Genomic DNA, 11939 nt, shown 5'->3' with positions numbered 1-11939 from the left:
TAACCCGCCGAAAGCGTAACCCGCCGAATCAGAAGGTCCATCCCTGCTAAGCCGCTCTACAAAAATCCAGGAGCACTCCGATATGAGCATAGAAATCAACGACGTGGAAAAATCCTTCGGCCGATTCAAGGCTCTTAAGAACATTACCTTGAACATCGGCAGCGGCGAACTGGTGGCGCTCTTGGGGCCTTCCGGCTGCGGCAAGACGACCTTGCTGCGCATCATCGCGGGGCTGGAGGCACCCGATTCGGGCTCTATCCTGTTTTACGGCGAGGATGCGACCAACCGCCACGTACGGGAACGGCAAGTCGGATTCGTGTTTCAGCATTACGCCCTGTTCCGCCACATGACGGTATTCGAGAACATCGCCTTCGGTCTTCGGGTCCGGCCGCGAGGTCAGCGACCTTCGGAAAGCGAAATCCGGCGCAAGGTACACGACTTGCTGAACCTGGTGCAGCTGGATTGGCTGGCCGACCGTTATCCCGGCCAGTTGTCGGGCGGCCAGCGCCAGCGCATCGCCTTGGCCCGAGCCTTGGCGGTCGAACCCAAGGTGCTGCTCCTCGACGAACCGTTCGGCGCACTCGACGCCAAGGTCCGCAAGGATTTGCGCCGCTGGCTGCGACGTTTGCACGACGAATTGCACGTCACCAGCGTGTTCGTCACCCACGATCAGGAAGAGGCTCTGGAAGTGGCCGACCGCGTGGTGGTGCTGAACGAGGGCCGGGTCGAGCAGATCGGGACGCCCGACGAAGTTTATGACCACCCGGAAACGCCCTTCGTCTACCACTTTCTGGGCGACGTCAACCTGTTCCACGGTCGCGTCCACGACGGCCATGCCCGCATCGGCGAAACCCAGGTGGACCTCACCGGCGGCTCCGATCATCCGGAATCGGCGATCTTCTACGTACGGCCCCATGAAATCGAGATCCTGCGAGACGGCGGCGGCACCGGCACCATCGCCGCCAAGATACGCGATATCCGTCCGCTGGGAGCCACCGTGCGCATCGAACTGGAACGCATCGACGATCGCGGGTCCGTGGAAGTCGAACTGACCCGCGACCAGTTCGGCCGCAAAGGCTTGAGCGAAGGCGATAAAGTTTACTTACAGCCGAAGCGCCTTAGGACATTCGACGGCAACACGAAGCGGGAAACGACGCTGGAAGCCGTCAATCGGTAGCCGGGGAATCGACATGGCTTATCGACCTGCGCCCATCCGACGAGACGTTGTACCGATAGTTGAGGTTCGCATTCAAAACCCGGTACTCATAGTTCCCGGTATCGGCAACTCCGGGTCCGAACACTGGCAAACCCGATGGGAAATCAAGCATCCCGAGTTCCGCCGGGTTCAACAAAAAGAATGGAATAATCCGGTTTGCGGCGACTGGATCGAGCAACTCGAAATCGCCGTATCGGAATCCGGACCGCACACCGTACTCGTTGCACACAGCTTGGGGTGTCTCCTCGTTGCCCACTGGGCCCAGCAGATGGGGCGTTCGATTCATGGCGCATTGCTGGTCGCACCTCCCGATCCCTCTTTGGCGACTTTTCCAAGTGGCGCCGTAGGCTTTTCGCCGGTGCCCCGCATGAACCTCCCATTCCCGAGTACGGTCGTCGCCAGTCCCGACGATCCCTACGGCAGCCCGGATTACGCTCGGCGCTGTGCGGCGGCTTGGGGCAGCCAACTTGTCGAGATCGCGCCGTGCGGACATATCAATGCATCGAGCGGCTTGGACGATTGGGAAGAAGGATTCGAACTGCTGCGCCGGTTGATTGACGGTTAAAATATGTCGCGGCCGTTATTGGGTCGCCCAAGGTTTCGGCACCAATAATCCTAGAAACGGCAGTTGACCGCTTCGATGCACCAGAAAAGCCCGATGAATCCTGAACGTCCCGCCCTGCATCAATCTCACCTTTTGGGTGAAGCCGCTACGCACCCGATTGCACGGCGGGCGGGCCACCTGGCGGCGTTGCTCCTTCTTGCGGGAGACTACCCCGCGGCGGCGTCGCGCCTTGCCAGGCGACCCGCCCGCCGCACACTCCGTCACGTCCAACTGCCGTTTCTCGGATAATAATGGATCAGCAAAACGGCCCGATCGAATACCTCGCTACAAACGAAAATCCCACCGTCAACTTCGGCGAAGCCTTGCGGTTCTGGCTGAAACTGGGCTTCATCAGCTTCGGGGGGCCAGCCGGGCAAATCGCCATCATGCACCAGGAACTGGTGGAACGGCGGCGCTGGATTTCGGAGCGGCGCTATCTTCATGCCCTCAACTACTGCATGCTCCTGCCGGGGCCGGAAGCCTTGCAACTGGCCACCTATATCGGCTGGCTGCTCCATGGCCTCAGAGGCGGAATCGCCGCCGGCGTCCTGTTCATCCTGCCCTCTCTGGCCATTCTGATCCTGCTGTCCTGGATTTACATGACTTTCGGCAGTCTGCCGGCGGTTGCCGGCGTGCTCTACGGCATCAAGCCGGCGGTGGTGGCGATCGTGGTTTTCGCCGCCTATCGCATCGGTTCACGGGCACTGAAAAACGGCGTCCTTTGGAGCATCGCCGTGCTGGCCTTTCTTGCCATTTCGGTGCTCTCCGTTCCTTTCCCCGCCATCATTCTGGCTGCGGCCCTGCTGGGTGCCCTGGGCGGACGTCTCGCACCGCGATTTTTCCGGGCCGCGGATGATCACGGCAACCCCGACAAGAACTTCGGTCCATCGATCATAGACGACCGCACGCCGACGCCGGATCACGCCAGGCTGTCCCGGCCGAGGCTGATGGCCCTGGCGATCGTCGGACTGATTTCGTGGGGAGGAATCCTGGCGCTCCTGGATCAGGATCGGGGCTGGCAGGGAGATGCCGTTCAGATGGGCTGGTTCTTCACCAAAACCGCCCTGCTGACTTTCGGCGGCGCCTACTCGGTGCTGCCTTACGTTTATCAAGGGGCGGTCGAGCATTACCACTGGCTGACCGCTCCCCAAATGATGGATGGGCTGGCATTGGGAGAAACCACGCCGGGTCCTTTGATTATGGTGGTTACCTTCGTGGGCTTCCTGGCCGGCTGGAGTAAGGATTTGATCGACGGCGCGCCCTTGCTCGGAGGTGCCGCCGGGGCGGTGATCGCGACCTATTTCACGTTTCTGCCGTCGTTTCTGCTCGTCCTGCTGGGCGGGCCGCTGGCGGAAGCGACCCATGGCAACATCAAGTTCACCGCGCCCCTGACCGGCATAACCGCCGCCATGGTGGGCGTGATATTGAATCTTGCCGTGTTCTTCGCTTATCACCTGTTCTGGCCCAACGGCCTGAACGGCCCTGTCGATTGGCTGTCCGTGGGAATCGCTCTAACCTCGGCGACGGCATTGCTCCGCTTCAAGCTGGGCGTTATTCCTCTGATCGGTATTTGTGCCATGGCGGGGCTCGTTTATCGGCTCGCGGTTCTTTGATCGGGTTTCGGCATTTCCGAGCGACCGTCTGCGATTGAAAAGGTGGCTCCGGCGCTCCTGGAAGGGTCGTTCTAGCGCTCCCAGAGAGCGTTTTCCGAATCGGTGTAAGGGATTCGGATATGTAGGTCGGCAATCCCTTGCCGACGTATCGGCTCGGCGAAGGGCTTTGTCGGAAGGGCAGCTCTGGCGCTCCCAGAGATGCCGTTTGCGATTGGAAGGGACCGACTAAAGGTCCGTTTGCGATTGGAAGGGACCGACTAAAGGTCCGTTTGCGATTGGAAGGGACCGACTAAAGGTCCGTTTGCGATTGGAAGGGTGCGAGACGCAGGCCGGACACAAACGGCTTCCTCATTTGTTCGGGGTTTCCCTAGCTATCGGATGCTATTGTTCTCTATACTTTTCTGGATATTTTTTACCCATCCATCAAGAGAACTTCTATGCGCCGCGTTATTTTCAATCAAAAGGGGGGCGTCGGTAAGTCCACGATTGCCTGCAATCTCGCCGCCATCAGCGCCGCCGAAGGCAAGAAAACCTTGGTTGTCGATCTCGATATCCAGGGCAACTCCACCCATTATTTGCTGGGCCAGAAGGTGGCCGATCCGGACGCCAGCATCGCCCACTTCTTCAAGGACACCTTAAGCCTGAACCTGTTCGGCAAGAGCCCGAACACCGGGCTGGATAGCGCCATACACGAAACGCCGTTCCCTAACCTCTATGTGGTGCCCTCGCATCCCGAATTGGAACCGCTGCAGAGCCGGCTCGAATCCCGTTATAAGATTTACAAGCTGCGCGAGGCGCTGGATGCTCTCGGCGAATTCGAGCGCATCTATATCGACACGCCGCCGGTACTCAACTTCTACAGCCGATCGGCCTTGATCGCCGCCCGGCGCTGCCTGATTCCCTTCGATTGCGACGCCTTTTCGCGGGAAGCGCTGTACAACCTGCTGGCCGTGATCGGCGAGATCAAGGCGGACCACAACGACGCGCTGGAAATCGAAGGCATCATCGTCAACCAGTTCCAGGGCCGCGCCAATTTGCCTCAGCAACTGGTCAACCAGCTGATCTCGGAAGGCCATCCGGTATTGCAGACCAAGCTTTCGCCCTCGGTGAAGGTGCGCGAATCCCATAGCGAATCCAAGCCGCTGATCCATTACGCGCCGGAGCACAAACTCTCCGAGGAATACAAGGCACTGCACCGGGAAATTCACGAGAGGCATCACTAAGGTTTTTCCATAGCCCCATGAGTACGCTCGCATTTCTCGATCGAATCGCGGAAGAAAAAATCCGGGAGGCCATCGCGCGCGGCGATTTGAACGATTTGCCCGGCGCCGGCAAACCCGTACCCGACGAAGAGGAACTGGCCCTGGTGCCTGCCGATCTGCGCATGGCGTACCGGGTTCTCAAGAACGCCGGCTATGTTCCCGAGGAAGTGCGTTTGCGGCGGGAGATCGAAGACGTCGGCCGACTGATCGAGCTGTGCGACGATTCATCGGCGCAATACCGGGAGGGTTTAAATCGGCTGCATCTGCTCGTGCAGCGGCTGGGAGAAATGCGCGGCGGCAACCTGGCGCTGCACGACCGTTATTACAAGCAGGTCGCCGAAAAATTCGGCGAGCGGCATACCGCTTCGAAACGCGATGAATAGCCTATAAGGACCAGAGCCGGTGCAAACGGAGGACATTCAAAAGGCGACCGAAGCCGCCCAACTTTTACGCGCACGGGCCTGGTTTCTCGGGACCCGCATCGATATTCGGGATCTGGAGCGCGGCAGCCGGCTCGCCGTGGGACCGCTGACCATGCTGGTGGGTCCAAGGGGTTACAGCCTCATTTTTCGCTTCGGCGTCGTCGTGCTCGTCGGTCTCACCCGATCCGAAGAAACGGAAATCCTCGAGCGCCTGGCACCGTCGGTCCAAAATCCGTTTGCGCACCCCGAATCGGACGAGGTAGACATCATCATCGATCCCGACCGGCCCGAGCGCTTCGATACAAATGGGCGATTGAGTCTTACCGAAGCGACTACGGGCCGGCTGCAAGTCGTCGCCCACGTGCTGGCGAAAAGCTGCGTGCTGGGTTATTACGAACGCAGCGTCGGAGAGGTCTTCGACCGCGTCGAGCGGCTGGCGGAACGCCTGAGCCAGGGCCTAGGCCCCGCCCGGGACAAGAAAGAGATACTCAACGAAATCGGCAACGTCTTGTTGATTTTGACCCGGACCGTGGGCCGCGTCGAAGTCACCGAAAAGCCGGAAATCACCTGGGAAGACATCGAACTCGACCGCCTTTATGAGAGGCTGGCCTACGAATACGAACTGCGTGATCGGGATCTGGCGCTATCGCGCAAGCTGGAACTGATCTCCCGCACCGCCGAAACCTATCTGGACCTGGTCAACAGCCGCCAGACGCTCCGCGTGGAGTGGTACATCGTCATTCTCATCGTGATGGAAGTCATCCTGTCTCTGCACGAGAAGTTCTTCTGACCGTCCTGCCCCCGTTTTCCGATATTTCAGCGCGCGCAGGTTTTTTCCCGTACCTGCGTATATAGAGATATGAAAGCGTTTTCGCGAATTTCCCCGGTACCAATCTCTTTTGGTAGGTCGGCAATCCTTTGCCGATACATGCGTCGGCAAAGGATTGCCGACCTACGATGCTCGCCTATCGGGGACGCCGATCCACTCACCGCCGTTCCGATCGAATCGGCGTACCTAAACAGCAACTGGTCGTGAACGATTTGTCCTGCTCGATCATGACATCCGGAACCGGATTTCAGTCCCGCCGACAGGAGCAGAACGGCGATACCGCATCGATCCGCGACGAAATCCTCATGAGTCGGGTCGCTCAAGGCGATCACGACGCATTTTCGTTGTTGGTCCATCGCCATACTCCCCGGATGTATGCGCTGGCGCGGCGGATCAGCGGAGTATCGGCCGAGGCCGAGGAAGTTGTGCAGGAAGCCTTTCTGCGGGTTTGGGTAAACGCCGCGGCGTGGTCCCCGCAAAAAGGCACTTTCGCCGTCTGGTTGGGACGGATTGTCGTCAATCTGTGCATCGATCGCCGCCGCAGGGACCGATACGAGCCCTGGGGCGACGACGAACCGCTTATCCAAGCCGCAGATTTGGAATCCGTGCTGACTCAGCAACAGCAGGCCGAACAGATCGCCTCGGCGGTCGAGGAACTGCCGATGCGCCAGAGGAGCGCCCTGGTTCTGTGTTATTACGAGGGGTTCAGCAATGCCGAAGCCGCCGAAATTCTCGAGATCTCGGTGGGCGCTTTGGAAGCTTTGCTGGTCCGGGCGCGCCGCACACTACGCGAACGTCTGGCCCCATTGATCCGAACTTAGGAGGAGTCCGATGCTATTGACCCGCCTCAAACATCATTTCGCCGCCTTCGGCGCCGATACCCGGCGTTGGCCGACAAAGCCGCATGGGATCTGGCGCCGGCTGGCGGGCTCTTCGCGCTTTCGAGCAGAACGCACCGAGGCCGAGCGCATCGACCGTCTGCTCGATCTCTGGCGCATCGAAACGCCATCCGAGCAGCTTGCGCAACATATCTGCCAACGAGCCCTCGCATTGCCGCAGCAGCCCGTTTCCGCTATCGCGCCGCCGACCGACATCGTCGTTTGGCCGTTTGCGTCGTATTGGCCGGGCGTGGCCACCTTCGGTCTCGCGCTCATCATGGGTTGTCTTTTAGGTTGGTACGGCGGAATCAACGGCACGACCTCCGAGGACTGGCTCAACACGGCTGCCCTTACCCCCATGCAAGAGGATTTCAGCGATCGATGAAGCCTTTCAGCTTGTCGTCCCGAACCACCGCCTGGATTCTTCTGGGCTCGCTCCTACTCAACGTGTTTCTGTCAGCCTGGCTCGGCGTCGGCACCTATAAACACACGCACCGGCGTCCGTGGTTGTCGATCGAATCTTTCGAAGAACGGTTCACGTCACGATTGCCGGAGCACGATGCCTCGACGTTCCGCAGCATCCTCGATGCGCAGCGGCCGGAACTCGTATCTCGCATCGAGGCGGTGCGCGCCTCCCGCGACGAGGTCAGACGGACGCTCCAAGCCGAGCCGTTCGACCGGCACCTTCTCGAAGCGGCATTGGAGCGAAGCGACCATGCTATGACCGCCCTGCAAACCACGCTGCACACGGTGATCTTGACGGCCGCGCCCGAATTATCGGGTGAGGGACGCCGGCGCTTGCTCGAAAAACCCGAACGCTAAGAACGCATGAATGCCAGACCACGCCCCGCGTCCGGGCTGAGATTCTTATTGTTGGCCGGCATGCTCTTGGCCGACGATTTGCCGGCGGCGGAACGTCCGCCGTTTCTCGAAGATCCCCTGGACACTCGCAAAGCCGTGGCGCCGACTCCGGCGCGATCGGTCCGGAAACCCGGACTGGGCGATCCCTGCCCGGCGGATGCACGCGCCGGCCATGCCTGGTCCTTGCTCGAAATCATCGACCAGGCGCTTTGCCACAATCCGCAAACCCGCCAAGCCTGGGCGAACGCACGGGTTCAGGCGGCCCAGTTCGGTGTGGCGGAAGCCGCCTACCTCCCTACCGTCAACCTGAACACCACGGCCTCATACGGCCAGACCGGCTCCGGAAGCGTATCCCAAAGCCAATTGCAAGGCTTCCCCCTGGGAACGGGGGTTAGTGGCGGAACCTTCGGGGGCAGGGAACAATTCCGGATCACGCCCTCGGTAAGCCTCAACTATCTGCTGTTCGATTTCGGCGGCCGATCCGCGCGACTGGAAAATGCGCGGGCGGCGCTCGATGCCGCCAACTGGAGCCACGCATCGACGCTGCAGAACGTGCTATTCACCGCAGTGCAAGCGTATTACCAGTTGTTCGCGGCCCGCTCGGCGCTCGAAGCCACCGAAGCTTCCGAACGGTCCAGCGAGGAAGCATTCGAGGCGGCGGCATTTCGTTACGAGGTCGGCGCGGCAGCTCTCGCCGACAAGCTGCAAGCTCAAACCGCCTACGCGCAAGCCAAACTCAACCGCCAGAGAGCCACCGGCGACGCGCAGAATGCCTTGGGAGTTCTGGCCAACGCCATGGGCCTCAAGCCCCATGCGTCGTTGGACATCGAGCCGCCCGCCTTCATCGAGCCGGATGCGGAACGGGAACGCGACGTGCAAGCCTTGATCGAAGAAGCGAAAGCGTTGCGTCCGGATTTGGCTGCGGCCGAGGCCCAGGTCCGAGCGGCCGAGGCGAATGTGAGATCGGCGCGCTCGGGCAGCCTGCCGACTGTTTCGCTGGTGAGCAATTACGCCTACAGCGATTCCAGCATCTCGCAAAGCTTCCAAAGCTGGTCGGTCGGTCTGCAACTCAGCGTGCCGCTATTCACCGGATTCGCCAATACCTACCAGATTCGGAGCGCCGAGGAACAGGTATCGGTCCAGGAAGCCACCCGCGATCAATTGGATCAAACGATCGCTCTCGACGTGTGGCGCGCCTATTTCGATTTGAATACCACGCGGGAAACGCTGTCCAGCACGAACGATCTCTTGGCAAGCGCGACCCAGGCGGAAAAGGTAGCCTTGGGCCGTTATAAAGCCGGAGCGGGCAGCATTCTGGAACTTCTGAACGCCGAAGCCGATCTTGCCAATGCCCGCTTGCAGCACGTCCAGGCCCGCTATAACTGGCACATCGGCAAAGCCCGCCTCGCGCAGGCGATAGGCGCTCTGGATCCGACCGAGATCGGCGCCAGTTCGCGGGCGGTGGAAAAAAAGACCAATTTCCCTTAATCAAGGTTCATGATGTCGCGTTCGAAACTCTTAATCTTGTTGCTCATCTTGGCCCTGGTCGCCGGCGGATTCGTACTGTGGAACAAGAACCGGCATGCCGCCGATGCCTCCGCCTACCGCACGGCTCCGGTCGCCCGGGGCGATATCCAGCAAACCGTTTCCGCCAATGGAACCTTGAATCCCGTGGTGCTGGTCAACGTCGGCACCCAGGTGTCCGGTACGGTCCAGACGCTCCACGCCGACTTTAACGATCGAGTCCGCGAAGGCCAGGTGCTTGCCGAATTGGACCCGGCCCTGTTCCGCGCCCAGCTCGATCAGAGCCGCGCCAACGTGGCCAATGCCCGCGCATCTTTGCAGCTGGCGGAGGCCAACGAGCGGCGTGCTCGCGCCCTGTTCGGGCAGGACTATATCTCCCGCGCCGAATTGGATGCGGCGATACAGGCGTTGGGTGCGGCCAGGGCGCAAGTGGCCGCCGCCACCGCTCAGGTGCATCGCGACGAGACCAATCTGCGCTACAGCGTGATCGTCTCGCCGGTATCGGGCGTTGTGGTGTCGCGGAACGTGGATGTGGGCCAGACCGTAGCCGCGAGCTTCCAGACCCCTACCCTTTTCACCATCGCCCAGGACTTGAAGAAGATGCAGATCGACACCACGGTCGCCGAAGCGGATGTGGGAAAGGTGAGAGTCGGCCAAACCGTACATTTCGCGGTCGACGCGTTTCCGGGACGGGATTTCGTCGGAACCGTGCGCCAGATCCGTCTGAACTCGCAGGTTCTCCAAAACGTCGTGACCTATAACGTCGTAATCGATGTCGACAATCCTGACGAGATCCTGATGCCCGGCATGACGGCTTTCGTCACCATCGTCGTCGACGAGCGCAAGAATGTACTCAGGCTGCCGGTGGCCGCGCTACGCTACGAGCCGACGGAAGGCGCAGAAGAGACGAAAACCCCCAAGCCCAAGGGGAAGGCGGTTTATCGCTTGGAAGAAGGAAATCCGGTGGCTGTCCCGGTGCGCACCGGTATCGCCGACGGCAAGTTCGTGGAACTGGTCGAAGGCGATCTCAAGGAAGACGATCCGCTGGTCACCGAAGACCAGCGAAAAGACGCTGCCGATTCGGGCCGAGGCAGCGGCGGTACCGGCGGCTCCTTTAGGGTCAGGATGCATTAAGGGTATGCCTCCGTCACTCATCGAAGTCGTCGATCTGGTCAAGACATATCCTGTCGGCGATTCCGGAACCGTACCCGTGCTGCATCGTCTGAACTTCACGATCGATGCCGGCGAGTTCGTCGCCATCATGGGGCCTTCGGGCTCCGGCAAATCGACCTTGATGAACATCCTGGGCTGCCTCGACATTCCGAGCGACGGCCGTTACGTGTTGAACGGCACCGATACCGCCCGACTCGGGCCGGATGAACTGGCCGCATTGCGCAACCGCACCATCGGCTTCGTCTTCCAGGGCTTCAACCTGCTGCCCCGGAAGACGGTCGAGGACAATGTCGCGTTGCCGCTTCTCTATGCCGGCGTGGGACGCGAAGAGCGCGAGGCGCGCGCGCGGAAGCTGCTCGAAGAAGTGGGCCTCGGCCACCGTGTCGGCCATCGGCCGCCGCAACTCTCGGGCGGACAGCAACAGCGGGTAGCCATCGCCCGCGCTTTGGCCAATTCGCCGAAGCTGATTCTGGCGGACGAGCCCACCGGCAATCTGGACACCCATACCAGCGAAGAAATCATGGCTTTATTCGAACGACTCAATCGAAACGAGGGCCTGACCATCGTCCTGGTGACGCACGAGCCCGACGTGGCGCGCCATGCCCAGCGCCTGATTCATGTCGTGGACGGGCATATCGCCGAGGACGGTCCGGTGGAAGAGATTCTGGGAGGAGTACATTCATGATGTTCGGCACCTTACTGGAAGAAGCGCTGCAGGCGATGGGCGCCAACCGGCTGCGGAGCGCGCTCACCATGCTCGGCATGATCATCGGCGTCGGCGCCGTGGTGCTGATGATGGCGATCGGACAGGGCGCCCAGGCCATGGTGAGCGAAGCGATCGCCTCGATGGGCAGCAATCTTTTCATCATATTGACGGGCTCGTCGACCTCGGGCGGCGTGCGCATGGGCGGCGGAACCGTGCCCACCCTCACCGTCACCGATGCCCAGGCCATCGGCGAACTGCCCGAGATCGCCTCGGTCGCACCCGCCTATTCCAACATCGCGCAAGTGATCTACGGCCCCAACAACTGGGCAACTTCCATCATGGGCACCACCCCGGCCTATTTCGAAGTGCGCGACTGGCATCCGGTTTCCGGCACCGTCTTCACCGACAGCGACGTACGCTCGGCGACGCGGGTGATCGTGCTCGGGCAGACCGTCGTTCAAAACCTGTTCGGCAATGAGGACCCGGTCGGCAAGACGGTCCGCGTCAAGAACAGCCCGTTCCTCGTTGTCGGCGTCCTGGAACCCAAAGGGCAGAGTCTCGACGGACGCGATCAGGACGACACTTCGATGGTGCCCTTGACGACGGCGCAGCGCCAATTGTTCGGCAATCCGTTCCCGGGGATGGTCCGGTTCATCATGGCGAAAGCCCGCTCCAGCGAAGCGATGCCGCGCGCGGAGAAAAGCCTGATCGAACTCTTGCGCACCCGGCACCGCATCCGGCCGGGCCAGGAAGACGATTTCACGGTCCGCAACCTGACCGCCCTCGCCCAGACCGCCGCCGGAACCACCCGCACCATGTCGGTCATGCTGGGCGCCATTGCCTCGGTATCG

The 11939-nt window shown here is 61.0% G+C and carries 13 protein-coding genes; all 13 read left to right on the top strand.

What is annotated here, in order from left to right:
* Positions 1-82 precede the first annotated feature (82 nt).
* Positions 83-1177 (top strand): sulfate ABC transporter ATP-binding protein, encoded by a 1095-nt coding sequence (locus B2A78_RS00070; protein ID WP_077727860.1) that lies wholly within the window; start codon positions 83-85, stop codon positions 1175-1177.
* Between the two features lie 13 nt (positions 1178-1190).
* On the top strand, positions 1191-1781 hold the full coding sequence (locus tag B2A78_RS00065) for an alpha/beta hydrolase (protein ID WP_077727859.1): 591 nt from the start codon (positions 1191-1193) through the stop codon (positions 1779-1781).
* 290 nt (positions 1782-2071) lie between these two features.
* Positions 2072-3433, top strand: coding sequence for a chromate efflux transporter (chrA, locus tag B2A78_RS00055; protein WP_077727857.1), 1362 nt, complete (start codon positions 2072-2074; stop codon positions 3431-3433).
* A 437-nt stretch (positions 3434-3870) separates the two neighbouring features.
* Complete coding sequence (locus tag B2A78_RS00050) at positions 3871-4656, top strand: ParA family protein (protein ID WP_077727856.1); 786 nt, start codon at positions 3871-3873, stop codon at positions 4654-4656.
* Positions 4657-4673: 17 nt separating this feature from the next.
* Entirely contained in the window at positions 4674-5078 is a 405-nt protein-coding gene (locus B2A78_RS00045) for a DUF1992 domain-containing protein (RefSeq protein ID WP_077727855.1), read from the top strand.
* 19 nt (positions 5079-5097) lie between these two features.
* Positions 5098-5907 carry an RMD1 family protein gene (locus B2A78_RS00040; RefSeq protein ID WP_240502348.1) on the top strand — a complete coding sequence of 270 codons (810 nt, stop codon included), beginning with the start codon at positions 5098-5100 and terminating at the stop codon, positions 5905-5907.
* A gap of 167 nt (positions 5908-6074) precedes the next feature.
* Complete coding sequence (locus B2A78_RS00035) at positions 6075-6767, top strand: RNA polymerase sigma factor (protein WP_205780624.1); 693 nt, start codon at positions 6075-6077, stop codon at positions 6765-6767.
* Between the two features lie 10 nt (positions 6768-6777).
* Complete coding sequence (locus B2A78_RS00030) at positions 6778-7209, top strand: hypothetical protein (protein ID WP_077727854.1); 432 nt, start codon at positions 6778-6780, stop codon at positions 7207-7209.
* Positions 7206-7646, top strand: a complete 441-nt coding sequence (locus B2A78_RS00025; RefSeq protein ID WP_077727853.1) for a periplasmic heavy metal sensor — start codon at positions 7206-7208, stop codon at positions 7644-7646. The genes B2A78_RS00030 and B2A78_RS00025 overlap by 4 nt, the downstream gene beginning before the upstream one ends.
* A 6-nt stretch (positions 7647-7652) precedes the next feature.
* The gene (locus B2A78_RS00020) at positions 7653-9173 is read left to right on the top strand and encodes a TolC family protein (protein WP_077727852.1); all 1521 of its coding nucleotides are present in this window, start codon (positions 7653-7655) and stop codon (positions 9171-9173) included.
* A gap of 36 nt (positions 9174-9209) precedes the next feature.
* Entirely contained in the window at positions 9210-10343 is a 1134-nt protein-coding gene (locus B2A78_RS00015; RefSeq protein WP_240502347.1) for an efflux RND transporter periplasmic adaptor subunit, read from the top strand.
* Between the two features lie 4 nt (positions 10344-10347).
* Positions 10348-11067, top strand: a complete 720-nt coding sequence (locus tag B2A78_RS00010; protein WP_077727850.1) for an ABC transporter ATP-binding protein — start codon at positions 10348-10350, stop codon at positions 11065-11067.
* Positions 11064-11939 (top strand): ABC transporter permease (locus B2A78_RS00005; RefSeq protein WP_205780623.1); only part of this gene is annotated, 876 nt, incomplete at its 3' end. The genes B2A78_RS00010 and B2A78_RS00005, both read left to right, overlap by 4 nt.

The organism is Methylocaldum sp. 14B (assembly GCF_002005105.1).
GTDB lineage: Bacteria > Pseudomonadota > Gammaproteobacteria > Methylococcales > Methylococcaceae > Methylocaldum.
The sequence above is the reverse complement of the archived record's forward strand: the minus strand, read 5'-3'. Positions and strand labels throughout refer to the sequence as shown.